Genomic DNA, 24,894 nt, shown 5'->3' with positions numbered 1-24,894 from the left:
GGACCTTCGGCCCTACGGGGCAGGACGGGTTACGAGGAACACCGGGTAGTCCCCCGCGATCGCCTCGAAGGCCTCGAGCGGGGCATGCCGATCAACTGGGATGTGCGGTCGCGCTCCGGGGGCCTTCTCCAGGTAGCGGCGCAGAATCGGCGGGCGGTCCTGCACCGCTACCTCGCTGAGATGGATGTTCTCCCTGCGCCCGTGGCTGAGGGAAGCGTCGCCGCCTGCGGCACGCACGTTTGCGACCCAGTTGGCGTCGGTTCCGAGCATGGAAACCAGGTAATCCCGGCCCTCGTATCGGGCAACCACGAGCGGGCAGGACACCATCCGGCCCGTACGCCGCCCACGCACCTCGAGAGTCGCCCAGTTGGACGGCACGAGCAAGCCGGCCCGGAACTGGACAGCGGAGAATCGGTTCATCAAGCGGGCCAAACCCTGCGGGCGTCCACCGCGGTACATCCAGCGCTTCAAGGAATCTGCGAGCAGCATCGTCAATCTCCCGGGTAGGCATAGACCTCGATCAGCCGATGCCGGGCGTGCTGCAGGCGGTCCGTCACGATGTCCAGCATTCGGCCGGTCAGTTCTCGCCCGAGGTCGGCGTCTTCGGCGATCAGGTTCTGAACTCGCGCGGCGTCGAACTCCAGGGCACGGACGTCCTCCGCGACGATGGCGCCGAAACGCCACCGAAATGGCGGCCGCATCCACGACCAGCCAACCGGCGCGCCGGCACCGACCCGCTCGACGACGATGTCGCCGCGGCCCGGAACGGAGAAATCGATCGCGACCGCGCCGGAGTGGATCAGCCAGAACTGCTCAGCCGGGGCGTCTTCGCGGCACAGCCGGTGCCCGGCGGCGAAGTAGACCGGTCGCCCGGCACCGGCAAGCCGATGCAGCCAGGTGGCCGGAAGGTCGGCGACGAAGTCATGCATGGCGAGCAGGTCGAAGACACTCAACGACGGCATGGGGTTCTCCCGTGGTGGGCGCGGGGCCCGGTGGCGGCCAAGCCCCGCGCACGTGTTCAGGCGACGAAGAAGACGCCGGCTCCGGTGGTGTCCGTGTCCTGGAACGCGACATCGAACTTGTCGATCACGTCCACGACGCCGGGGACCTGCCGGGTCAGCCGGATCGCCAGGTTGGCGGTCGAGCGCCGGTCGATCGGCCCGGTCAGCCTCACCACTCCTTCGGCCACGGCGACGTCCACCTGTTCGGAGCCGTCGGGCAGCAGTACGTCGAAGACGTTGTGGCCGATGTCGGCGCGGATCTCGTCGTCCGGCCGCAGGTGCACCTTGAGCAGGTCACCGCGGGAGACGATGCCGATCAGCCGGCCCAGATCGTCGACGACGGGCAACCGCTTGACGTTCTCGACGTCCATGAGCCGGGCGGCGGCCGCGATCGGTGTCCCGCTGAGTGCCAGCACCGGCGGACTGCTCATCAGGTCGGCTGCGGTGCCCGCATGTGCCTTGGCTCGCTCGCCCCGGCGACGGCGTCCCTCGAACAGTCGAGGCGCGTCGTCACCCGCGTACTCGATCTTGCGAAGCAGATCCGCTTCGGAGATCACGCCGGTCACGTGCTGGAATCCGTCCACGACCGGTACGGCACTGAAACGCCGGCCGATCAACAGATCCACCACTTCGCGGTAGGTCGCCGTCGGCTGCACCGACACGACCGCCTTGGTCATTACGTCGTCCACTCTCCACACTGACATGGCAGCCTCCTCGCTACGTACTTCTCACGGTAGAAGTCCGGCCCGCCACCGGTCAGGGCCGAAAGACCTGACGCAGACGTGCCAACAGGTCAGGCTCCGACGGGCTCCGCTGAACGACCGATCCGCTCAGCCCGCTCCTTGATGCCGCGGAGCATGCGGCGCTCCATGATCAGGCTGCCGGGAGCCATCATCACGTCGTAGAGCAGCCGGGCGGCCCGGCTGGTTCCGGGCGGGGAGATGCGGTTGCGGCTGATCAGCCGGGTCCCGCCCTGGACGGGACGCAGATCGAAGATCCACACCCAGGCTCTGTCGACGGAACGGAAGGCCAACGTCTTCGCGTGATCGCAGATCTCCACCTGCATGGCCGGCCCGTCGGTACCCAGCGGCAGACTGTCGCTGACGGCCAGGCGCTGGAACTGCGGCAGAATCTCGTCGGCACTGCGCATGTTCAGCCCGAACAGGTTCTCGATCCAGTCGTACGTGTAGGCGCCCCCGCGGCCGCTGCCCATCTGTACCAGCCACGGCCACACTGCCTCGGGTCCTGCGTCAATGGTGATCGAGCGGGTGGAGACGAGGCCAGCATCCGGCAGCAGATTGTCGCCCGGCATGGGCCCGGATGCTTCCTCGGGCGTGGCGCCCCAGGTGACGTAGTGCCTACGGGCCCATGGCGACAGTGCCACGGCCAAGCCCGTTCCGATCACCAGTAGTCCGGTCCTCATCGCGACAACACCACCTTCAGCGCGCCGGAGCGCCCGGCGTCGGCGAACACGTCGTACGCAGCCATGAACTCGTTCAGGCCGAACCGGTGCGTGACCATGTGCCCGAGATCAAGCTGCCCCGCCACCAGCATGTCCAGCAGTTTCGGGGTCGAGTAGGTGTCGACCAGACCAGTGGTGATGGTGACGTTGCGGATCCACAGGTCTTCCAGGTGCAGGGTGGCCGGCGCGCCGTGCACGCCGATGTTGGCGACTCGGCCACCGGGCCGTACAAGCGTGGTGCACAGCTCGAACGTCTGCGGTGTGCCGACTGCCTCCATCGCCACGTCGGCGCCGAGACCGCCGGTCAGTGCCTGCACCGTGTCGAGGGCGTCGTCCGAACCCACGAGAACGGTGGTGTCGGCGCCGAACATCTTCGCTGCCTGCAGGCGGCTCTCCGCTTTGTCGATCACAACGATGTGCGCGGGCGAGAAGAGCCGCGCCGTGACAACGGCGGCGAGCCCGATCGGCCCGGCACCCACGATGGCCACGGTGTCACCCGGCCGGACCTGGCCGTTGAGCACACCGACCTCGTACGAGGTGGGCAGGATGTCAGCCAGCAGCACGGCCGACTCGTCGTCGACCCGGTCGGGCAGTTTGTAGGTGGACAGGTCCGCGAACGGGATGCGGGCGTACTCGGACTGCACGCCGTTCATGAGGTGGCCGAGGATCCAGCCCCCGCCTCCACGGCATTGGCCGTACGCCCCTTGGCGGCAGTAGCGGCAGATGCCGCAGGCGGAGATGCACGAGGCCAGCACCCGGTCGCCGGGCGCCAATCCACCCACGCCGCCCCCGGTCTCGACAATCGTGCCGACAGCTTCGTGGCCCAGCACCGTGCCTTCCGTGACCTCCGGCACGTCGCCGCCCAGGATGTGCAGATCGGTGCCGCAGATGGTGACCGCGTCGACCTGGATGATCGCGTCGCGTGGGTCTTCGATTCGGGCGTCCGGGATCTCCGTCCACGATCGGACGCCCGGTCCGCCGTACACAAGGCCTCTCATGACCTTCCCCTTTCTCGGTCTTCGCCTCCACGCTCGTCCGGCCGGGACCCGCCGAGTAGGGACGTCCGGCCCTACAACGGGGGCCGTCGGCCGGGCTACCAACAAGGAAAGGGAAAAGGGGTGCGACCGGCGATGACCAGATACGTCTACGACTTCATCGAGGGGAACAAAGACCTCAAGGAACTGCTCGGCGGCAAGGGCGCCAACCTGGCGGAGATGACCCGGATGGGTCTGCCGGTGCCGCCCGGCTTCACCGTCACCACCGAGGCGTGCCGCGACTACCTGCGTACGGGAACGATGCCCGGAGGGCTGCTCGCCGAGGTCGAGCGCCACCTGCACCTGATGCAGACCCGGATGAGCAAGACGTTCGGGGACGCCGACGACCCGATGCTGTTGTCGGTTCGCTCCGGTGCCAAGTTCTCGATGCCCGGGATGATGGAGACGATCCTCGACATCGGCCTCAACGACACCAGCGTCGCGGGCCTCGCCCGGCAGAGCAACGACGAGCGCTTCGCGTGGGACTCCTACCGGCGCTTGATCCAGATGTTCGGCAAGACCGTGTTCGACGTGCCCGGCGAGGAGTTCGAATCGGAGCTGGCCGCCGCCCGGTCGACGGCGGGCGTCCGCACCGATGCCGAGTTGACCACCGAGCAGCTGCAGGACCTGGTGCACGCGTACAAGAAAGTCTTCCGGGAGCACACCGGCCGCGACTTCCCCCAGGCATCGCACGAGCAGCTGTTCCTGGCGATCGGCGCGGTCTTCCGGTCGTGGAACGCCGAACGCGCCACCCTCTACCGCCGGCAGGAACGCATCCCGCAGGACCTCGGCACCGCGGTCAACGTGATGGCGATGGTCTTCGGCAACCGCGGTGAGGACTCCGGCACCGGCGTCGCCTTCACCCGCGATCCGGCCACCGGCCGGCGCGGTGTCTACGGCGACTACCTGCGCAACGCCCAGGGCGAGGACGTGGTCGCCGGCATCCGCAACACGGTAGGCCTGGCCGATCTGGCCACCATCGACCCGGCGAGCCACACCCAGCTGCTGTCGATCATGCAGCGGCTCGAGCAGCGCTACCGCGACCTGTGCGACATCGAGTTCACCATCGAGAACGGCAAGCTGTGGATGCTGCAGACCCGCGTCGGCAAACGCACCCCCGCTGCCGCGTTCGTCATCGCCGCACAGCTGGTCGACGAGGGCACCATCACCCTCGACGAGGCCCTGCAGCGAATCACCGGCGAGCAACTGGCCCTGCTGATGTTCCCGAGCTTCGACACCGCCGCCGCTCCCCCGCCGCTGACCGTCGGCGTGCCGGCATCTCCGGGCGCTTCGGTCGGCGCGATCGTCTTCGACTCCGCCGCCGCGGCGGCAGCCACCGGACCGGTCATCCTGGTCCGCCGCGAGACCAATCCCGACGACCTGCCCGGGATGACCGCCGCCCAGGGCATCCTGACCAGCCGGGGCGGTAAGACCTCGCATGCGGCGGTGGTTGCCCGCGGCATGGGCAAGACCTGCGTCTGCGGCGCCGACGAACTGGTCATCGAAGGCGACACCGTCACCGTCGGGGGCCGAACCCTGCACGCCGGGGACGTCATCTCTATCGACGGCACCAGCGGCAAGGTCTATCCGGGTTCGGTGCCCGTGCGGCCCTCGCCGGTCGTGCGGTTCTTCGAGGGCGAGCTCACCGCGCACGGCGACCCGCTGCTGTCCGCGGTGCAGCGGCTGATGATCCACGCCGACCACACGGCGCGGCTGGGCGTGCACGCCAACGCCGACACCGGAGCCGACGCCGCCCGCGCCCGCCGTTTCGGTGCCACCGGCGTCGGGCTGTGCCGCACCGAGCACATGTTCCTCGGCGAGCGCCGGCAGCTCGTGGAGCGGCTGATCCTGGCCGACGATGACGACGAGCGGGACGCCGCGCTCGCGGCGCTACTGCCGCTGCAACGCGCCGACTTCGAGGAGCTGTTCGCCGCGATGGACGGCCTGCCGGTGACCGTGCGCCTGATCGATCCGCCACTGCACGAGTTCCTGCCGCCGCTGGAAGAACTGACCGCCCGCGTGGCCCGCGCCGAAGCACGCGGCGAAGACCCGGGACGCGACGCAACTCTGCTGACTGCGGTACGGCGGATGCACGAGCAGAACCCCATGCTCGGCCTGCGCGGCGTACGCCTCGGCCTGGTGATCCCCGGCCTGTTCGCCATGCAGGTCCGAGCCATCGCAGAGGCAGCGGCCAGCCGCGCGACCGCGGGCGGTGACCCGCGGCCCGAGATCATGGTCCCGCTGGTCGGCGCGGTCCAGGAACTCGAGACGGTACGCGCGGAAGCCGAGGCGATCCTGGCCGATGTGCCGGGTGCACCACCGATCCGGATCGGCACCATGATCGAGGTTCCGCGCGCCGCCCTGACCGCAGGGCAGCTTGCCGTATCGGCCGAGTTCTTCTCGTTCGGCACCAACGATCTGACCCAGATGACGTGGGGCTTCTCCCGCGACGACGTGGAGGGCGCGTTCTTCGGTCGCTACATCCAGCTGGGCGTCTTCGCGGTGTCGCCCTTCGAGACCATCGACAGCAACGGCGTGGGCGAACTCGTCAGCATCGCGGTCGAACGCGGCCGGGCCATCCGGCCCGACCTGATCGTCGGTGTCTGCGGCGAGCACGGCGGCGATCCCGCCTCGGTCCGGTTCTTCCACACCGCCGGGCTGGACTACGTTTCCTGCTCCCCGTTTCGTGTACCGGTCGCCCGGCTCGAGGCCGGACGCGCCGCGACCGGAGCGACCGGCTCGGACAGCCGATAGGAAGGCCCGACGATGACGACGACTTCTGTCCGGCGCGGCGATCGCGAGATCGGCGCCTACATAGACGGCCGATTCGTGCCGGCCGTCGACGCCACCACCGTTGCCGTGGCCGCGTTGGCCGCGGCGGCGGTGGCCACCGCCGGAATCTCGGTCGGGTTGGCGCTGCGACGGCGCCCCGCGATCGGCACGGTGACGATGGGTCCCGGCGGCTGGATCAGTCTCAGGCGCACCGGCCGGCTGCCGCTGCGCGCCGCCTCGGCCAAACGGCCGTGGTGGGCGCACCTGCTGCGTGCGCACCGGCTCGTCGAGCAGCGCTGAGAAGTCCCGCGTACCGAGGTCGATCGGCCCTACTGCGGTGATTTACGCGGGACGAGGCTCGAGGTGAAGACGAAATGAAGGAGGACGTCATGCGTGCAGCCGTGGTCGCCAGCTTCGACCAACCGCTGGAAGTCAAAGAGGTTCCGATCCCGGAGCCCGGCGCCGGGCAGATTCAGGTCCGGATCGAGGCGAGCGGTCTGTGCCATACCGACATCCACGCCGCCCGCGGCGACTGGCCCGTCAAGCCCACCCCGCCGTTCATTCCCGGCCACGAAGGCGTCGGCATCGTCGAGAAGACAGGTGCCGGCGTCACCGAGCACAGCGTGGGCGACCGGGTCGCCGTTCCGTGGCTCGGATACGCCTGCGGCACCTGCGAATACTGCGTCACCGGGTGGGAGACGCTGTGCGAGTCGCAGCTCAACACCGGCTACGCGATCGACGGTGGGCACGCCGAATACCTGATCGCGGACGCCCGCTACGTCGTGGCGGTCCCCGCCGGTATCGCGCCGGCCGAGGCGGCGCCGCTGACCTGCGCCGGAGTCACCACATACAAGGCGGTCAAGGTCGGCGGGGTCACGCCCGGCGACCGGGTGGCGATCTTCGGCATCGGCGGCCTCGGCCACCTGGCGCTGCAGTACGCGCAGATCTTCGGCGGCGAGACCATCGCCGTTGACGTCACCGAGGAGAAGCTGGCGCTGGCCAAGCAGCTCGGCGCCGCCCACGTGATCAACGCCGCCACCACCGACCCGGTCGCCGCGATCGAGGCCCTCGGCGGGGCCGACGTCGCCGTCGTGCTCGCCGCCGACCCGAAGGTGCTCGAGCAGGCGCACGCCTCGCTGCGCCGCGGCGGACGGCTGATCCTCGTGTCCCTGCCGAAGGACAACGCGATGTCGCTGCCGATCTTCCAGACCGTGCTCAAGGGCATCCAGGTGATCGGCTCGATCGTGGGCACCCGCGCCGACCTGGCCGAGGTTTTCAGGCTGCACACCGCCGGCCGCACCCAGGTCTTCTGCGAGACCCGTCCCCTCGCGGAGATCAACGACGCCATCGAGGAAGTCCTGGCCGGCCGGGTCCCGGCTCGCCTCGTGCTCGTCCCCTGACCAATCCCAGGGCCGACGAAATCGCGCCCCAGTGGCCGACGATATCGCGCCCGCACCCGGAGGTCCCGGACGGTACCTGAGTCCGGGACCTCCGGCCCTAACCGGCCGGAACGCGCTCGGCAAGGCTGAATAGAGACGAAGGAGGGGCCATGGCCACCACCACATCCCACGAGGCTTGGCGCGGCTTCCGCGGCACCGGATGGCGCGAGACGATCGATGTCGGCGGGTTCATCCACGACAACATCGAGCCGTACGCCGGCGGACCGGAGTTCCTGGTCGGCCCGACGCACCGCACCGAGCGGATCTGGCGGCAGCTGCAGCGCATGTTCGTCGAAGAGCGCCGCCGCGGCATCTACGACGTGGACGCCCACACCCCGTCCACGATCACCGCGCACGAGCCCGGCTACCTCGACCAGGATCACGAGCTGATCGTCGGGCTCCAGACCAGCGCGCCGCTACGCCGGGCGATCATGCCGAACGGCGGCCTGCGCATGGTGGAGGCAGGCCTGAAGGCGTACGGCTTCAGCCTCGACCCCGCGGTCCGCACGATCTTCAGCCAGTACCGCAAGACCCACAACGCCGGCGTGTTCGATGCGTACCCGGCCGACGTGAAGGCCGCGCGACGCTCGCATATCGTCACCGGGCTGCCGGACGCGTACGGGCGTGGCCGGATCATCGGCGACTACCGGCGGGTGGCGCTGTACGGCGTCGATCGGCTCATCGCCGAGCGGCAGACCGTCAAGGCGACGCTCGACGAGAAACTTTCCTCTGAGGACGTGATCCGCGATCGTGAGGAACTCGCCGAGCAGGTCCGCGCGCTCGAGGAGCTGCGCTTCATGGCCGACCGGTACGGTGACGACATCTCCGGCCCGGCGACCACCGGGCGCGAGGCCATCCAGTGGCTGTATTTCGCCTACCTGGCCGCGACCAAGGAGCAGAACGGCGCCGCGATGTCATTGGGCCGCACCGCCTCGTTCGTCGACATCTACCTGCAGCGCGACATCGCCGAGGGCCGGCTCACCGAGCAACAGGCGCAGGAACTGGTCGACGACTTCGTCATCAAGCTGCGGATCATCCGGTTCCTGCGCACCCCCGAGTACGACCAACTGTTCTCCGGCGACCCGACCTGGGTGACCGAGGCGCTGGGCGGCCTCGGTTGCGACGGCCGGCCGCTGGTGACCCGCACCAGCTTCCGCTACCTGCAGACCCTCTACAACCTCGGCCCGGCCCCGGAGCCGAACCTGACCGTGCTCTGGTCGCCCGCGCTGCCGGAGGGCTTCAAGCGGTTCTGCGCCCAGGTGTCGATCGACACGAGCTCGATCCAGTACGAGAACGACGACCTGATCCGGCCCGCCTACAGCGACGACACCGCCATCGCCTGCTGCGTGTCGGCCATGCGCGTCGGCAAGGACATGCAGTTCTTCGGCGCCCGGGCCAACATCGCCAAGGCCCTGCTGTACGCGATCAACGGCGGCCGCGACGAGATCAGCGGCGAGCAGATCGCCCCGGTCACTCCGCCGGTCACCGCCGACGTGCTCGACTACGACGAGGTCCTGGCCGCCTACGACCGCACGCTGGACTGGCTCGCCGAGACCTACGTCGACGCACTCAACGTCATCCACTACATGCACGACAAATACGCCTACGAGCGCCTCGAAATGGCCCTGCACGACTATCCCGTGCACCGGTTCCTGGCCACCGGCATCGCCGGCCTCTCCGTCGCCGCCGACAGCCTGAGTGCGATCAAGTACGCCCAGGTGAAAGCCCTGCGGGACGAGACCGGCCTGGTCGTCGACTACGCCGTGGACGGTGAGTTCCCGGCCTTCGGCAACAACGACGACCGCGTCGACGCGATCGCCGTCGACCTCGTCGAAAGGTTCATGGCCAAGATCCGCCGCCAGCCCGCCTACCGCGGTGCCGAGCCGTCGCTGTCGGTGCTGACGATCACCTCGAACGTCGTCTACGGCAAGAACACCGGCAACACCCCCGACGGTCGGCGCGCGGGCGAGCCGTTCGCTCCCGGCGCGAACCCGATGAACGGCCGCGACAAGCACGGCATGGTCGCCGCCGCTCTGTCCGTCACCAAGCTGCCGTACCGATCGGCCCGCGATGGTATCTCGCTGACCATCACCGTCACCCCGGACGGCCTCGGCCACTCCCGCGAGGAGCGGATCGGCAACCTGGCCGGCGTGCTCGACGGATACACCGACAGCGCTGGATTCCACATGAATGTCAACGTGCTCGACCGGGCCACCCTCGAGGACGCCATGGCCCACCCGGACAGGTACCCGCAGCTGACCATCCGGGTCTCCGGCTACGCGGTCAACTTCGTCAAGCTCACCGCCGAGCAGCAGCGCGACGTCATCTCCCGGACGTTCCACGGGTCTCTGTGATGACCGCTGTCGCCCCGCCGGTGACCGGCTCGGTCCACTCCTTCGACATCTCGACCGGAGTGGACGGGCCGGGCACCCGGTTCGTCGCCTTCCTCGCCGGCTGCCCGCTGCGCTGCCTCTACTGCCACAGCCCCGACACCCAGTACCGCCGTTACGGGCACCCGGCCTCGGTCGACCAACTCGTCACCGACATCCGGCGCTACGAACGGTTCATCAAGGTGGCCGGCGGCGGCGTCACCCTCAGCGGCGGCGAACCCCTGCAACAGCCCGCATTCACCCGCGAGGTGCTGCGCGCGTGCAAGGAGATGGGGCTGCACACCGCCTTGGATACCAGCGGATTCCTGGGTAACCGTGCGGACGACGGCCTGCTCGACGCCACCGACCTGGTGCTGCTCGACATCAAGTCAGGCGACCCCGGCACGTACCGGAAAGTCACCGGCACCGGCCGGCTGGCACCGACCGTGGCCTTCGCGCATCGCCTCGCGGAGCGCGGTATCCCGATCTGGGTGCGCTTCGTGCTCGTCCCCGGTCTCACCGACGCCCCGGCGAACGTCGACGCCGTCGCCGCGATCGCGGCGGGCGTGCCCAGCGTGGAACGCATCGAGGTACTGCCGTTCCACCGCCTCGGCGCGCAGAAGTACGCCGCGCTCGGCCTGCCGTTCCCGCTGGCGGACACGCCGGCGCCGGACCAGGCACTGCTGCACCGGGTCCGCGGGCAGTTTCGCAGCCATGGGTTGACGGTGACCTGAGCGCACGCCGGCGTGTCGTGTCCTTCGGAAACCTGATCGCGATGGTCGCCCGGCTATGCGCGCCGTGCCCGACAACCAGGAGCCGGGCAACGGATCCGTGACGGCCGGCCTGCATGCGCCGTCACAGGCCGCGCAACGCTGGGCCACGCCGGGCCGGCGCTGCGCCCGATCGAACAGGCTCCGTCTTCTGGCGTAGCGGCGACGAGTTCACGTGCTGAGGGAGAATCCACTCAGTCATCTGCAGTGGGCCGTGCGGCCCACTACCTGCGACCGTGGAGCCGGGCGCACCCCGCCGGCGAGGCCGGTGTGCAGAAAGATGGCCCGCACGGTGGTCGTCGCATCTTCACGGCCCGTCCGGGATCTCACCCTCAGCCGCGATTGCCAGCCGCCACCGATGTGCGTTGGCAATCCCAAGTACTCCGCGCCTGTCGTTCTGCCCGGTGCGCTGCGCGAGGCGGTTGCCCGGCACTCATGCGCGCCCGCGCGCGCCGACGACAGTTGCGGCTCGCACGCCCGCCAGTGCCACGGCGGCATGAGCTGTCTCGATGGCGTGTGCGGTAAGGGCCAGAGCATTCGCGGTGCTTCTCTTGAGTTGGGCATTTTCAAACCGGCACTGTGGCCGGGAGTCGGTTCAGGTCGACCACCTCGTCGACGCGGGCGGCGATGTCGGTGCGGTGGGTGATGACCAGGACACTGCGGTCGCCGACGGCGGCCAGCAGGTCGTCGAGGAGCGCGGCCGCGTTCTCGTCGTCGAGGTGTTCGGTGGGTTCGTCGAGGATGAGCACCTGGAAGCCTCGCAGCAGTGCGCGGGCCAGCGCGAGCCGGCGGCGCTGGCCGCCGGAGAGCTCGCGGCCGTGCTCGCCGACCAGCGTCTCGAGGCCGTCGGGCAGGGTGCCGACCCAGTCGAGGAGCCGGGCCTCGGCCAGGGCGGCGCGCAGTTCGTCGTCGGTGGCGTCCGGCCGGGCGATGCGCAGGTTGGCCGCAATCGTGGTGTCGAACAGGTAGGCGTCCTCGGGCAGGTAGCCGACGATCTGCCGGAGGAGTTCCGGATCGATCCGGCGCAGGTCGATCCCGTCGAGGGTGACGCGCCCGGCAGTGGGGTCGAGGAAGCGCACCAGCAACGCCGCCACCGTGCTCTTGCCGCTACCGCTGGGGCCTACCAGCGCGACCCGGGCCCCGGGCCGCAATTCGAGGTCGACGTCGTGCAGGACGGTGCGGCCCGGCGTCCAGGCGGCGTCGACCGCCTCGAGACGCAGCGTGTGCGGGCCGTCGGGGACATTGACCGGTGCCTGCGGGGCGGAGACCGGCGCCGGTGCGGACAGCACGTCGGCCAGCCGGCGCAGCGAGGCCCGGGCGGCGGCGAAGTGCTGCGCCGCGGCGGGCAGGACGGCGGCCGTCTCAAATACGGCGAGCGGGGTCAGCACGATCACGGCCAGCAGCTCGCCGGAGAGGGCGCCGGACCGGACCGCCACCGCGCCGGCGGCGAGGCCGACGAGCAGGCACATGCCGGTGGCCAACGCTGTGATGGCGGCGGAGACGCCAGCCAGCGCGCTGGAGCGCTGTTCGGCGCGGCGTAGTTTCGCATCGGACTCAGCGAGCCGGGCGATCCGGCCGCTGTCCGCACCGTAGGCGAGCAGGTCCGGCAGGCCGTGCACCAGGTCGACGGTGCCGGCGGCCAGTTCGGCGCGCAGCGGCGCCCGGCGTCCGTCGGCAAGGCGGGCTGCACGGGACTGCAATACCGGCACGACGGCGCCGACCAGCAGCAGCCCACCGGCGAGGGCCAGTCCCGCTGCTGGCGAGTACGTACCGACCAGCAGCACCGAGCCGAGGCCGACGAGGGCCGCGACCGCGTACGGCAGCAGCACTCTTGTCAGCATGTCGAGCACGGCGTCCACGTCGGCGGCCAGCCGCTGGGCGAGGTCGGCGTGGCGGTAACCGGCGAGCCCGGCCGGGGCCAGTTCGGCCAAGCGGGTAAAGACGCGGGCGCGCAACCGGCCGAGGACCCGCAGGGCGGCGTCGTGGCCGGCCAGCCGTTCGGCGTAGCGCAGGACGCCGCGGCCGAGGCCGAAGGCGCGCACGGCGACGATGGCGACCATCAGGTGCAATACCGGCGGGTGCAGGGCGGCGCGGGAGATCAGCCATGCGGAGACGGCCATGAGGCCGACCGCCGCGCCGGCGGCGCCGGTGCCGGCCAGGACCGCCAGCACCAGTCCCCCGGCGGCGGGCGAGGCCGCGGTGCGCAGCAACCGGAGCCAGCTCATCGGGCACCTACCGGCTGTGGGGCCAGGTCGACGATGCGGTCGGCCAGGGCGATCAGTTCCGGGCGGTGCGCGGCGATGATGACCGTACGGCCGTGGGCGAGGCGGCGGATGGCGGCCATGACGTCGGCTGCGGTTTCGGTGTCGAGGTTGGCGGTGGGTTCGTCGAGCAGCACGATCGGGGCGTCGCGCAGGAACGCGCGGGCGAGGGCGATCCGTTGCCGTTGTCCGGCCGAGAGCCCGGCGCCGTCGTCGCCCAGCGCGGCGTCGTAGCCGTCGGGCAGCCCGGCGATGAAGCCGGCGGCGCCGGCGAGTCGCGCCGCGGCGGCCACATCGGGGCGGGGCGCGTCGGGCACGGTGCCGGTGAAGCAGTGTGCGAACGCCGTGGGTGGTTCAGGCAGGTGCATCGGCGTCCGGCCGAGGGCGATGTTGTCGCGGATGCTGCCGGCGAACAGGTAAGGCCGCTGCGGAACCCATGCGATCGTGGACCGCCATGCGGCCGGGTCAACGCTGGCCAGGTCGACCCCGCCGACGGTGACTCGGCCGTGGTCCGGGGTGACGAAACCGAGCAAGACGTCGAGCGCGGTGGACTTGCCGCAGCCGCTCGGCCCGGTCAGGGCCATGATTTCGCCGGGCTCGACGGTCGCGGACAGGTGCAGCGCGTCCCGGTCGCGGTAGCGGACCACCACGTCGTCGAAAACGATCGTCCCGGCCGGCGCGGGCGCTGCCCCGCGTGCGGGCACCGGGGTCTCGAGGATCGCGAAGGCCTCCTCGGCGGCGGCCAGCCCCTCGGCGCTGGCGTGGTAGTGCGCGCCCACCTGCCGCAGCGGCAGATACGCCTCCGGCGCCAGGATCAGCACGAGCAACGCGGTGGTTAGGTCGAGATGGCCGGAAACCAGGCGCAGGCCGATGCCGACCGCGACCAGCGCCACCGACAGGGTGGCCAGCAGCTCGAGGACGAGCGAGGACAGGAACGCGACGCGCAGAGTTCGCATGGTGAGCCGGCGCTGCTCCGCGCTGATCCGCCGGATCGTGGCCGCCTGGGCGCCGGCCCGGCCGAAGACCTTCAGCGTGGTCAGGCCGGCGACCACATCGAGGAAGTGGTGCGACAGCCGGCTGAGTAGGCGGAACTGGCGGTGGTTGGCGGCCTCGGTGTGCAGGCCGACCAAGGCCATGAAGATCGGGATGAGGGGCAGGGTCAGCGCGATGGTCATGGTGGCGGTCAGGTCGGCCGGCAGCAGCCGGGCCAGCACGACCGCCGGTACCAGAGCCGCGAGCACCAGTTGGGGCAGGTAGCGGGCGAAGTAGGCGTCGAGGGCGTCGAGTCCGCGGGTGATCAGCGTCGTGACCGCCCCGGTGTCGCCCCCGCGCGCCGGCCCGACGGCCACCAGGTGCGCCAGCAGGCGTCCGCGCAGCTCGCTCTTGACCGCCGCGGACGACCGGACCGCGACGGTTTCCTGTGCCCACGCGACCGCGGCCCGGCCGGCGACCACGGTGGCGAGCGCGATCAGGGTGGGAGTCAGCGTCCGCACGTCGGCGCCATCGAGGAACACGGCGGTGATGCCGTGCGCCAGCAGGGTCGCCTGGGCGACGATCAGCGCGGCGAGCACCACCCCGAGGGCGACGGTCGCGGCCAGGTAGACGCGGGTGCCGCGGGCGTATCGCAGCAGCCGCGGGTCCAAGGGCTTCACGCGGGAATCCGCTCGATGGTGAGCCGCTTGCGGAACACCCAGTAGGTCCAGCCCTGGTAGGCCAGCACGATCGGGGTGAAGGCCACCGCCACCCAGGTCATCACCGTCAACGTGTACGGGGTGGACGACGCGTTGTCGACGGTGAGGCTGTTGGCCGCGGCGATGCTGGAGGGCATCACGTCCGGGAACAGCGTCACGAACAGTCCCGCGACTGCGAGCACGAGCGTCGCGCCGGTGGCCAGGAAGGCCCAGCCCTCGCGGCGGGATCGGGTGGCGAACGCGGCACCGGCCAGGGCGAGCGCCGCGGCCGCGAAGATCGCCCAGCCGGTGATGTCGTGGTGGGTCCGCGCGGTCCAGGCCAGGAACCCGCCGGCGATCAGGATCGCTGCCGGCGCTAGTCGCTCGGCGAGCCGGCCGGCCCGCTCGCGCATCTCGCCGTCGGTCTTCAGGGCCAGAAACACCGCGCCGTGCAACACGAACAGCGTCAGGGTGGTCAGGCCACCGAGCAACGCGTACGGGTTGAGCAGGTCGAAGAAGCCCCCGACGTACTCGTGGTTCGCGTCGAGCTTGACGCCGCGCACGATGTTGCCGAAGGCGACACCCCACAGGACCGCCGGGACGAGGCTGCCGCCGATGATGCAGAGGTCCCAGCGGCGTCGCCAGGTGTCGTCATCGCGCTTGCCGCGGTACTCGAAGGCGACACCACGCAGGATCAGTGCCACCAGAATCAGTAGCAGTGGCAGGTAGAAGCCGGAGAAGAGTGTGGCGTACCACTCCGGGAAGGCGGCGAAGGTCGCCCCACCGGCGACCAGCAGCCAGACCTCGTTGCCGTCCCAGACCGGGCCGATGGTGTTGATCAGCAGGCGGCGCTCGCGGTTGTCGCGGGCGAGCACCGGCAGCAGGATGCCAACGCCGAAGTCGAAGCCTTCGAGCAGGAAGTAGCCGGCCCAGAGGGTCGCGATGAGCACGAACCAGACAGTCGTGAGTTCCATGTCAGCAGTCCCTAGTAGGCGAAGGCGAGTGGGCGGTCGGGATCCTCGGTCGGCTGCTCGATCTGTGGAGCGCCGGCCCGGGCGTATTTCACGAACAGCCCGACCTCGACGACGGCGAGCACCCCGTACAGCAGGGTGAGCACGATCAGCGAGGTAGCAGCCTCGCCGGTACTCACCGACGGTGAGCCGCTCTCAGCGGTCTTGAAGACGCCGAAGACCGTCCACGGCTGGCGGCCCATCTCGGTGAAGATCCAGCCGAACGAGTTGGCCGCCAGCGGCATGCCGATCGAGGCGATCGCGGCGAACCACAGCCACCGGTTGGTGGGTGCCCGACCGCGGCGGGTGGCCCAAAGCGCGGCCAGGGCCACAAGCATGGCGAGCCCGCCGAAGCCGATCATCAGGCGGAACGACCAGTAGGTGACCGGCACATAGGGCGTGTAGTCACCGGGACCGTACTTCTCGGCGTACTCGGCCTGCAGGTTGTTGATGCCCTCGACCTCGCCGCCCGGGCTGCCGGTCGCCATGAACGACAGCAGCGACGGGATACGCACGCTGGCCATCTCCTCGCGCCCGTCGAGCGACCCGATCGTGAGAATCGAGAAACTGGCCGGCTTGGCCGTGTCGTACAGCGCTTCGGCGGCGGCCATCTTCATCGGCTGCTGCTCGGTCATGATGCGCGCCTGCAGGTCACCGGTAATCAGCACGCCGACCCCTGCGATCAGCACCACCCAGGCGCCGAGCTTGAGGCCCGGGCGGAACACGTCCTCCTGGTTGCGGCGCTTGAGGTGCCAGGCGCTCACCGCGAGCAGCACCGCCCCGGCGGTCAGGAAGCAGGCCGTGATGGTGTGCGGGAAGGTGACCAGCGTCGTGGAGTTGGTCAGCACCGCCCAGATGCTGGTGAGCTCGGCCCGTCCGGACACGGGGTTCACGGTGTAGCCGACCGGGTGCTGCATCCACGAGTTGGCCGCCAGGATGAAGTACGCCGACAGCAGTGTGCCGATCGAGGCCAGCCAGATCGTGGCGAGGTGCAGGCGCTTCGGCAGGCGGTCCCAGCCGAAGATCCACAGGCCTAGGAAGGTCGACTCGAGGAAGAACGCGAGCAGCCCTTCGATCGCCAGCGGGGCGCCGAAGACGTCACCGACGAAGCGGGAGTAGTCGCTCCAGTTCATGCCGAACTGGAACTCCTGCACGATGCCGGTGACCACACCCATCGCGAAGTTGATCAGGAAGAGCTTGCCCCAGAACTTGGTGGCGCGCAGGTAGTGCTCCTTGCCGGTGCGCACCCAGGCGGTCTGCAGCCCGGCGACGAGGGCTGACATGCCGATGGTGATCGGCACGAACAGGAAGTGGTAAACGGTGGTGATGCCGAACTGCCATCGGGCGAGGTCGAGCGCGTCCACGGGCGGATCCTTTCCACGGATGCCCCCGAGTCTCGTGATCGCACCGCCCGGCGATCAGGGCCTAAAGTCCCGTCCGGTCCCGACCGTGGTCCCGAGACAGCGCCGGCCGGCTCCCCTGGAAGGGAACCGGCCGGCACCATGATCTCGTTCAGCCGTGTGGATGCTCACCGAGCAGCCGGGTGGCGAGCACCGCGGCCTGCGTGCGCCTTTCCAGACCGAGCTTGGCCAGCAGGCTGGAAACGTAGTTCTTGACCGTTTTCTCGGCGAGGAACATGCGAGCGGCGATCTCGCGGTTGGTGAGACCTTCGGCGATGAACTCCAGGATCTTACGCTCCTGGTCGGTCAGCGAGGCGAACTCCCTGGGCTGTTCGACCCCGTGCCGGATGCGCTCGAGCACGCGCTGGGTGACCGCCGGATCGAGCAGTGACTGGCCGGCGGCGACCCGGCGCACGGCATCGACCAGGTCGTTGCCGCGGATCTGCTTGAGCACGTAACCGGACGCACCCGCCATGATCGCGGCGAAGAGCGCCTCATCGTCCTCGTACGAGGTCAGGATCAGCCCTTTGATCGTCGAGTCCACCGCACGCACGTCGCGGCACACGTCGATGCCGTTGCCGTCGGGCAGCCGGGCATCGAGGATCGCCACGTCGGGTCGCAGCGCGGGGATCCGGGCGGTTGCCTCCTGGGCCAGGCCCGACTCGCCGATCACCTCGATGTCGCCGTCGGCCTGCAGCAGGTCGACCAAACCGCGCCGGACCACCTCGTGGTCGTCAAGCAGAAAGACTCGGATCATCCCCCATTACTACCGTCTGCCGGCCGACTGTCCTAGGGACCAAAGACCCGACCTACCGACTCGGCGGCAACGACTCGTCGACGGCGGCCCGGAGCAGATCGCTTCTCGTGATGATGCCGACCAGGCGACCGGACTCGTCTTCCACCGGTAGGCGCCTCACGCCGGCCGCAAGCATGCGTTCCGCGGTCGCTTCCACAGATAGGGAGCGCCTCACCGGTGTCGCAGGTGCAGTCATGAGGTCCCGCGCCGTACGAGCAGTGGCCTTGGCGCGTCGACGACGCCCACGGCGGCTGAGCGATAGGCGGTGCGGCGCTTGCAGACGGTGAAGAAGGTCCGTCTCCGACACCACCCCGAGCACGTGCCCGAAGCGGTTGACCACGAGCAGCCCGCTCACCCGCTTGCGGATCAAGAGCCGCACCAACTCGTCATAAGGACAGTTTTCATCCACCGTCACAACATCACGAGTCATGACGTCGTCGACACGCCGCAACTTCATCTCGCGCCTCCCTGTCTACCTCCGAAGGTAGGCGCCAACACTTCGGCCCAGCAGGGCCGAAGGTCATCACACTCAGGCCGTTCCGCGACTCACGCCCGGGCACTAACCTGACGCCATGGTGGAACGCCGCACCGGGGACGACCGGATCGATCCGCCGTCGCTCGGCCTCAGCCCGCTCTCCCGGATCCGGCTCGACGAGCTGCTGCAGGAGATGCTCGACCGGGTCGGTGACGTGATGGCCAGCCGGGAGAGGCTGCGTTCGCTGCTCGATGCCGTGGTCGGCATCGGCGCCGACCTGGATCTGCGCAGCACCCTGCAGCGCATCGTCGAAGCGGCCTGCGCCTTGGCCGGTGCGCGCTACGGCGCCCTGGGCGTGCTCACCGCCGACCGCACCGGCCTCGCCGACTTCATCACCTCCGGCATCGACCCGGCGACACACGCCAAGATCGGCGATCTTCCCCACGGCCGCGGCCTGCTCGGCCTGCTGATCACCGACCCGAAGCCCGTGAGACTGCCCGACATCACCAAACATCCCGAGTCGTACGGTTTCCCACCGAACCACCCACCGATGCACAGCTTCCTCGGCGTACCCGTCCGCACCCGCGACCAGATCTTCGGCAACCTCTACCTGGCCGAGAAACAGGGTGCCAACGAGTTCAGCGATGACGACGAAGAGATTGTCATCGCGCTCGCCGCCGCGGCCGGTGTCGCCATCGACAATGCCCGGTTGTACGCCCTGGCCCAGCGCCGCGAGCGCTGGCTCGCCGCCACCGCAGAGATCACCGGAGTCCTCCTGGGCACGGTCCGGCGCACCGAAGCGCTGCGGCTGATCGCCCGGCGCGCCCGTGAAGTGTCGGGCGCCGAATTGGTCATGGTGATGCTGTACGACGAGCCGAACGCCCGGTACACGATCGAGGTTGCCGAAGGTGCGGATCCGTCCTGCGGCGAGCTCGTCGGCCAGCTCGTGCCGGTCGAGCCGGCCGCAGCCGCCGAGTTCGGGCGGGAAAGGGTCCGCGCCGTCGAAAACCTCCGTGCGGCGGCCGAGTGGCCGGGTTCGGTACCCGACGGTCCGGCGATGGCCGTCCCGCTCGCAGCCGCTGGGACCCTGTATGGCGTGCTCATCGTGACCCAGCCCGTCGGCGAGCAGCCGAGCGACGAGGACGCCGTGCAACTGTCGACCTTCGCCGGGCAGGCCGCGTTGGCTCTCGAGCGGGCTCAAGCCCAGGATGAGCGCCAGCAACTCGCCGTGCTCGAGGACCGCGAGCGCATCGCCCGCGACCTGCACGACGTCGTGATTCAGCGGCTGTTCGCGACCGGCATGCACCTGCAAGGCGCCGTGCATCAGGCAGGCAAGCCCGACGTGGCCAATCGCATCAACGCCGCCGTTGACGACCTGGACGCCACCATTCGTGACATCCGCCGCTCGATCTTCGAGCTGCGCACCCCGACCGGGCCGTCCTCGCTACGCGCCGAGCTGCACGAGACCGTCGAGGGTGCGGCCGAAGCGCTGGGCTTCCGGCCCGTCCTGGACACCTCCGGTCCGGTCGACAGCGCCATTCCCGACGACATCAAACCCGAGATCCTCGCGGTTCTCCGCGAGGCGTTGTCCAACATCGCCCGGCACGCGCAGGCCAGCACCGCCCGGATCTCCCTACGCACGGCGGACGGCGAGGTCGTCCTGTGCGTCGAGGACGACGGCGTCGGCTTCGACCCGTCACGCGCCCGCGGCGGCATCGTCAACCTGGGCGAACGGGCGAACGACCTGGGCGGCACGTTCGAAGTCGGCTCGCCCTCGACCGGAACGGGGACAGTGCTGACGTGGCGGGTCCCGGTCGGAGGGTAAAACAGGACCTTCGGCCCTGAACGGCCAAGGCTTGCAATTGGCACGGTGGTGGGAAGACGTACGGAGGTTTCCCATGACACCGCTCGAGCAGGCCGCCCGCGCCGCCCAGCACGCGCCGTCGGTCTTCAACACCCAGCCGTGGAACTGGCGGATCACCGGCGAGGCCATGGAGCTGTTCGCCGACCCGCAGCGCCGCGTCGACAGCATCGACCGCGACGGCCGCCTGCTGCTACTCAGTTGCGGCGCTGCCCTGCACCACGCCCGCACCTACCTGGCCGCAGCCGGCTGGTCCGTGACAGTCGCACGGCTGCCCGATCCCGGGCGATCCGACCTGCTGGCTCGCATCACCATCGGCCACCCGATCCCGCCCGACCCCGAAGCGACCCGCATGGCCGCCTCGATCTCCCGGCGGCGAACCGACCGGCGGGCCTTCGGCGACCGGCCGGTGACCGACTTCGAGCTGACCAAGCTACGTCGCTTCGTCGAGTCCGAGGGCGCTTACCTGCACACGGTACGACCCGACCAGATCGCCATGCTGGCCGTCTCGACCGAGGTTGCCGCCGGCGCCGAGCTCGACGACCCCGCCTACCGCGCGGACCTGCACCAGTGGACCAGCCGGCCGGGATACACCGGCGACGGTGTGCCGCCTGCCACGGCGGTCAAGCCGGAGCTACGGCGCGTGCCGGTCCGGGACTTCTTCCCCGACGCCACAGCACAGCTCGATGCGGGCGCGGCCCACGACCAGGGCGCCGCCTACGTCGTCCTGTTCGGCAACGGCGACCAGCCCATCGACCTGCTCCGCGGCGGCGAAGCGCTGTCTGCGTTGCTGCTGCTCGCGACGGCCGACGGCCTGGCCACCGCCCCGCTGAGCGACGCCGTCGAGGCCGAATGGCCCCGCCACCTGCTGCGTGGCCTAGTCGCCGACATCGGTGAGCCGTACCTCGTCGTCCGACTGGGCTACCGCCAAGACCGTGAGCCGGTCCCGGCGGCGCCGCGCCGGGATCTTCGCGACGTCATCATCATCACGAAGTAGGTGACCACCATGGGCCGCTCGATCGCGGTCGGCGTCGGCGGCGCCGGCAGCTGGCCGGCCCTGGCCTGGGCGGCCGACGAGGCTGAGCAGACCGGGGCTCGGCTGGTGCTGCTGCACGTGTGCGCACCCGGCTCGCCGCTGGATCGACCGACCGGCCGGCCGACACCGGCCGAGGTCGAGTTGGTCGATCCGCCGCTCGCCCGCGCGTACGCGAAGACGCAAACGCGCCTCGGCGGACAGTGGGTCGCCCTCCAGATCCGTAGCGGCGAACCATCCGCTGCCCTGGTCGACGCGTCCATCGGCGTCCGCCTGCTGATAGTGGGCGCGGGCGAGGGTGGCCGGACGGTACGGCGGTTGCTGCGGCACTCGCATTGCCCCGTCGTGATCGTCCGGCCCAACAGCATCTCCAGCCGTGGTGGGCCGCTCGCCGGTCACGTCGTCGTGGGTGTGGACGGGACACCGGCTGGTCAGGCTGCCACAGAGTTCGGATTTGCCTATGCCGCTGAACATCGCCTGCCGCTGGCCGCGGTCCATGTTTCGGCGGCCGACCAGGATGACTACTTCTATGACGACACCACACTTTCCACACACTTCGCCGCCGAACCGGCGGCCCTGAAACTTCTCGCCGCTGAGACGGAGCCATGGGCCTTGAAGTGCCCGGCGGTGGCGGTCCGGCGAGCAGTACTCCATGGGTCCGTGGCCGACGCATTGATCGGAGCGGGCGCGGAAGCCCGGCTGCTGGTCATCGGTGACAAACGCCGGGGCGTCATCGGCCGCGCCCGCACCGGCGACGTGCCCCTGACCGTGGCGACCGAAGCGCGCTGCCCGGTTGCTGTCGTCCCGCTCGACCAACGCGAGGGAGACCCGCTGTGAACGGCTACAACGACGCGGATCTGTCCGCGGCGGCGAAGGCGGGCATCCAGGCTCCGTCGATACACAACAGCCAGCCGTGGGTTTTCCGGCTGCGCGACGGTGCCGTCGAGATCCTCGCCGATCACTCCCGCCAGCTCGCCGTCGCCGACCGATCAGGCTGGGCGATCCGTCTCGCCTGCGGCGCCGCCACCTACAACGCCCGTCTGGCGCTCGCCGTCAGAAGCCGGCCGGCCGAGGTGCACCTGCGCCCGTCCACCGCCGAGCCGAACCTGATGGCCCGGCTCGTTCCTGGTCCCGAGCGCCCACCGACCTACGCCGAGCAAGATCTGTACGCCGCCATCCCCCGCCGGCACAGCAACCGGGCACCGTTCTGGCCCGACGCGGTACCGGCCGACTCCCGGATGCGCCTCATCGAGGCGGCGCGCAGTGAATCGGCCTGGCTCGACCTGCTGGTCGGCATGACGGCCCTGGCCGGCTTCGCCGAGATCGCCGGCAGCGCCGACCGGGTGCTGCGCCGCGACAACCGCTACCAGGCCGAACTGGTCAGCTGGGTCCACGCCGACGACGCACCGGACGGCATCCCGGTCGGCGCCGGAGCGCCGCTGCCGGAGCCACAGGATCTCCTGCCGCAACGAGTGTTCGGCGACCGGCACCGCGCGCCCGGCCGTGACTACGAGCCCGAGCCGCTGGTCGGCGTTCTCGGCGTGCCCGGCGACTGGCCGGTCGACCAGCTCACCGCCGGTCAGGCCCTTCAGAGGGTGCTTCTCACCGCGACCGATGCCGGCTTGGCCACCTCGATGATCTCCCAGCCGATCGAGGTCCCGGCCGCACGTGATCAACTGCGACGGTCGCTCGGCCGGAGCGGCTACCCGCAGCTTGCCCTGCGCATCGGTTACGGCGCCCCCGGCAAGGCCTCCCCTCGGCGGGACGTCTCCGATGTCGTCCAGGAAGGGCCCAAGGGCCACTGAGTTGGGGCCGGGCGCCCCTGATGAGCGCACTGTCGCAGCGAGACGGTGAAGGGAGACGGTTCGCCGGGTCCGATGCCCGTGACAGGAGGTCACCATGAAAGCGCTGGTCGTCTATGAGTCGATGTTCGGCAACACCGAGCAGGTCGCGCGAGTAATTGCTGAAAGGCTCCAGGAACTCACCGACGTCACCCTCGCCCACGCCTGCGAGATGCCTTCCGCCATGAACGCGGATCTGCTGGTGGTTGGTGGTCCTACGCACGCATTCGGGCTCAGTCGCCCGGCTACCCGTGAGGATGCCGCTCGGCAGGGTCAGGTCCGGGAGGAAGCCGTCGCTCCGGGCTTGCGTGAGTATCTCGACGTGTCACCGATGCTCACCGGAACGGCTGCCGCGGCATTCGACACGAAGATCAACAAGTCGTTCATTCCGGGCTCCGCGGCACGAAGTGCGCAGCGCCAGTTGCGGAGGCTCGGCTGTCGGATCCTGCAACCGGCCGAAAGCTTCCTGGTGAACGGCACCCAGGGGCCGCTGGCCGATGGCGAGCTCGACCGCGCCCGCCGTTGGGCCGCCGACCTGGCCGCGGCACTGCTGCCCGAAGGCCACCGGGTCTGAGCGACGTCGACTCGACAGACCACCGACTGCTGATCGACACCAACCCGCATCCGAGTCCAACGGCTCTGCTCGGTAACCCGGAGTCGTCCTACCGTGAAGGCAGAGGAAGCGATGTACGGATCCGTTCTCACCACACCGGAACTCGTCGAGTGCGTTCGAACGGCGACCTTGGCGCCGTCGCTGCACAACAGCCAACCGTGGCGGTTCCGGCTGGTAGGCGAGACGGTCGAGGTGTACGTGGACCGCGACCGGCAGCTCGAGGTGCTCGACCCGGACGGCCGGGAACTCCTGATCAGCGTAGGTGCCGCGATATTCACGCTCAGGCTGGCGCTCCGCAGTGTCGGCCGGGTCCCGGAGCTGGCGATCCTGCCGGACATCGATCGCCCTGACCTGGTGGCCGTCGTCCGGCCGGGTCCTTTCGCCAAGCCGTCCGCGGCATTGTCGGGCCTCGCCGATGCCATCGCCCACCGGCATACCAACCGGCAGCCGTTCCAGGCGAAAGTCGTTCCGGCCGACGTGATCGAGGAGTTGCGAGCGGCGGCCGACCACGAAGGCGCCGAGCTCACCATCGCCGGCCCCGCGAGCCGCACCATCATCGCGGGCCTGGGCCGAGAGGCCGAGCGTCGATTGCGCAGCTCCGACGGCTACCGCGCAGAAATGGGCCGGTGGACCCGCCCCATGGCGCGACGCCGGGACGGTGTGCCGGCCGCCGCGTTCGGCCCGTGGGACGCTATGGAACGGCTGCCGATGCGAGACTTCGGCATCGTCCACCCGCAGCTCCAGCGGCGGGGTGAACGGTTCGAGAGACACCCCACCATTGCAGTGCTGACCACCAGTGGCGACGAGCCGGCCAGTTGGGTCTGTGCCGGGCAGGCGCTGCAGCGGGTACTGCTCAGCGCGACCAGGCGGCACCTGTCCACCACCCCGATCAGTCAGCCGGTGGAGATCCCTTCGATCCGTGAGGTGCTGGCCGACCGACGCTCCGGCCGATTCGCGCAGATGGTTGTCCGCTTGGGGTACGGGCCGTCGGCGCCGACCACGCCCCGACGCCCGGTCACCGAGGTTCTCCAGCAAATCGCAGACTGACACGCGGTCGTTTCATCGGCACACCGAAGCCGGCCCTCAG

At 69.9% G+C, this 24,894-nt stretch carries 22 protein-coding genes; 11 read left to right on the top strand and 11 right to left on the bottom strand.

The genetic code is table 11. The features are described 5' to 3' along the window. Window positions 1-12 precede the first annotated feature (12 nt). The 5 genes from Aco04nite_RS25805 to Aco04nite_RS25785 form a co-directional block, all read right to left on the bottom strand. A complete protein-coding gene (locus Aco04nite_RS25805) occupies window positions 13-420 on the bottom strand; it encodes a nitroreductase/quinone reductase family protein (protein ID WP_244876289.1) in 408 nt (135 codons plus the stop codon). Window positions 421-491: 71 nt separating this feature from the next. Next, window positions 492-962: a Crp/Fnr family transcriptional regulator gene (locus Aco04nite_RS25800; RefSeq protein WP_212999833.1), complete on the bottom strand. Its 471-nt coding sequence runs from the start codon at window positions 960-962 to the stop codon at window positions 492-494. Window positions 963-1,018: 56 nt separating this feature from the next. Continuing rightward, window positions 1,019-1,705 (bottom strand): CBS domain-containing protein, encoded by a 687-nt coding sequence (locus tag Aco04nite_RS25795; protein ID WP_244876288.1) that lies wholly within the window; start codon window positions 1,703-1,705, stop codon window positions 1,019-1,021. Between the two features lie 89 nt (window positions 1,706-1,794). Then, on the bottom strand, window positions 1,795-2,424 hold the full coding sequence (locus Aco04nite_RS25790; protein WP_212999832.1) for an SRPBCC family protein: 630 nt from the start codon (window positions 2,422-2,424) through the stop codon (window positions 1,795-1,797). Continuing rightward, window positions 2,421-3,461 (bottom strand): alcohol dehydrogenase catalytic domain-containing protein, encoded by a 1,041-nt coding sequence (locus tag Aco04nite_RS25785; RefSeq protein ID WP_212999831.1) that lies wholly within the window; start codon window positions 3,459-3,461, stop codon window positions 2,421-2,423. Before Aco04nite_RS25785 ends, Aco04nite_RS25790 begins: the two co-directional genes overlap by 4 nt. 132 nt (window positions 3,462-3,593) lie before the next feature. On the opposite strand from Aco04nite_RS25785, the gene ppdK reads away from it, so the two are divergent. From ppdK to pflA, 5 genes are all read left to right on the top strand, one after another. Beyond that, window positions 3,594-6,251, top strand: coding sequence for a pyruvate, phosphate dikinase (gene ppdK, locus Aco04nite_RS25780; protein WP_212999830.1), 2,658 nt, complete (start codon window positions 3,594-3,596; stop codon window positions 6,249-6,251). A gap of 12 nt (window positions 6,252-6,263) precedes the next feature. Beyond that, the gene (locus tag Aco04nite_RS25775; RefSeq protein WP_212999829.1) at window positions 6,264-6,569 is read left to right on the top strand and encodes a hypothetical protein; all 306 of its coding nucleotides are present in this window, start codon (window positions 6,264-6,266) and stop codon (window positions 6,567-6,569) included. An 89-nt stretch (window positions 6,570-6,658) separates the two neighbouring features. Beyond that, entirely contained in the window at window positions 6,659-7,669 is a 1,011-nt protein-coding gene (adhP, locus tag Aco04nite_RS25770; RefSeq protein WP_212999828.1) for an alcohol dehydrogenase AdhP, read from the top strand. A 149-nt stretch (window positions 7,670-7,818) separates the two neighbouring features. Further along, window positions 7,819-10,062: a formate C-acetyltransferase gene (pflB, locus tag Aco04nite_RS25765; protein WP_212999827.1), complete on the top strand. Its 2,244-nt coding sequence runs from the start codon at window positions 7,819-7,821 to the stop codon at window positions 10,060-10,062. Then, window positions 10,062-10,811: a pyruvate formate-lyase-activating protein gene (gene pflA / locus Aco04nite_RS25760; protein ID WP_212999826.1), complete on the top strand. Its 750-nt coding sequence runs from the start codon at window positions 10,062-10,064 to the stop codon at window positions 10,809-10,811. Before pflB ends, pflA begins: the two co-directional genes overlap by 1 nt. A gap of 602 nt (window positions 10,812-11,413) precedes the next feature. Here the strand turns inward: pflA and cydC are convergent. The 6 genes from cydC to Aco04nite_RS25730 form a co-directional block, all read right to left on the bottom strand. After that, window positions 11,414-13,072, bottom strand: a complete 1,659-nt coding sequence (gene cydC / locus Aco04nite_RS25755; protein WP_212999825.1) for a thiol reductant ABC exporter subunit CydC — start codon at window positions 13,070-13,072, stop codon at window positions 11,414-11,416. Next, on the bottom strand, window positions 13,069-14,760 hold the full coding sequence (gene cydD, locus Aco04nite_RS25750) for a thiol reductant ABC exporter subunit CydD (protein WP_212999824.1): 1,692 nt from the start codon (window positions 14,758-14,760) through the stop codon (window positions 13,069-13,071). Before cydD ends, cydC begins: the two co-directional genes overlap by 4 nt. Then, on the bottom strand, window positions 14,757-15,752 hold the full coding sequence (gene cydB, locus Aco04nite_RS25745) for a cytochrome d ubiquinol oxidase subunit II (protein WP_212999823.1): 996 nt from the start codon (window positions 15,750-15,752) through the stop codon (window positions 14,757-14,759). The genes cydD and cydB overlap by 4 nt, the downstream gene beginning before the upstream one ends. Window positions 15,753-15,763: 11 nt before the next feature. Further along, window positions 15,764-17,152, bottom strand: a complete 1,389-nt coding sequence (locus Aco04nite_RS25740) for a cytochrome ubiquinol oxidase subunit I (RefSeq protein WP_212999822.1) — start codon at window positions 17,150-17,152, stop codon at window positions 15,764-15,766. A 148-nt stretch (window positions 17,153-17,300) separates the two neighbouring features. After that, window positions 17,301-17,945: a response regulator gene (locus tag Aco04nite_RS25735; RefSeq protein ID WP_212999821.1), complete on the bottom strand. Its 645-nt coding sequence runs from the start codon at window positions 17,943-17,945 to the stop codon at window positions 17,301-17,303. Between the two features lie 52 nt (window positions 17,946-17,997). Continuing rightward, window positions 17,998-18,441: a CBS domain-containing protein gene (locus Aco04nite_RS25730; RefSeq protein ID WP_212999820.1), complete on the bottom strand. Its 444-nt coding sequence runs from the start codon at window positions 18,439-18,441 to the stop codon at window positions 17,998-18,000. A 115-nt stretch (window positions 18,442-18,556) separates the two neighbouring features. Here Aco04nite_RS25730 and Aco04nite_RS25725 point away from each other — a divergent pair, with 115 nt between their 5' ends. The 6 genes from Aco04nite_RS25725 (at window position 18,557) to Aco04nite_RS25700 (ending at window position 24,854) form a co-directional block, all read left to right on the top strand. Continuing rightward, complete coding sequence (locus Aco04nite_RS25725) at window positions 18,557-20,284, top strand: GAF domain-containing sensor histidine kinase (protein ID WP_244876287.1); 1,728 nt, start codon at window positions 18,557-18,559, stop codon at window positions 20,282-20,284. A gap of 73 nt (window positions 20,285-20,357) precedes the next feature. Continuing rightward, window positions 20,358-21,317, top strand: a complete 960-nt coding sequence (locus Aco04nite_RS25720; RefSeq protein WP_212999819.1) for an Acg family FMN-binding oxidoreductase — start codon at window positions 20,358-20,360, stop codon at window positions 21,315-21,317. Window positions 21,318-21,326: 9 nt separating this feature from the next. Then, window positions 21,327-22,190, top strand: coding sequence for a universal stress protein (locus Aco04nite_RS25715; RefSeq protein WP_212999818.1), 864 nt, complete (start codon window positions 21,327-21,329; stop codon window positions 22,188-22,190). Then, window positions 22,187-23,158 carry an Acg family FMN-binding oxidoreductase gene (locus Aco04nite_RS25710; protein WP_212999817.1) on the top strand — a complete coding sequence of 324 codons (972 nt, stop codon included), beginning with the start codon at window positions 22,187-22,189 and terminating at the stop codon, window positions 23,156-23,158. Before Aco04nite_RS25715 ends, Aco04nite_RS25710 begins: the two co-directional genes overlap by 4 nt. A gap of 94 nt (window positions 23,159-23,252) precedes the next feature. Then, a complete protein-coding gene (locus tag Aco04nite_RS25705; protein ID WP_212999816.1) occupies window positions 23,253-23,768 on the top strand; it encodes a flavodoxin family protein in 516 nt (171 codons plus the stop codon). 111 nt (window positions 23,769-23,879) lie between these two features. Next, a complete protein-coding gene (locus tag Aco04nite_RS25700; protein ID WP_212999815.1) occupies window positions 23,880-24,854 on the top strand; it encodes an Acg family FMN-binding oxidoreductase in 975 nt (324 codons plus the stop codon). Window positions 24,855-24,894 lie beyond the last annotated feature (40 nt).

The organism is Winogradskya consettensis (assembly GCF_018332715.1).
Lineage (GTDB): Bacteria > Actinomycetota > Actinomycetes > Mycobacteriales > Micromonosporaceae > Actinoplanes > Actinoplanes consettensis.
This window is presented reverse-complemented; position numbering and strand designations above follow the sequence as displayed.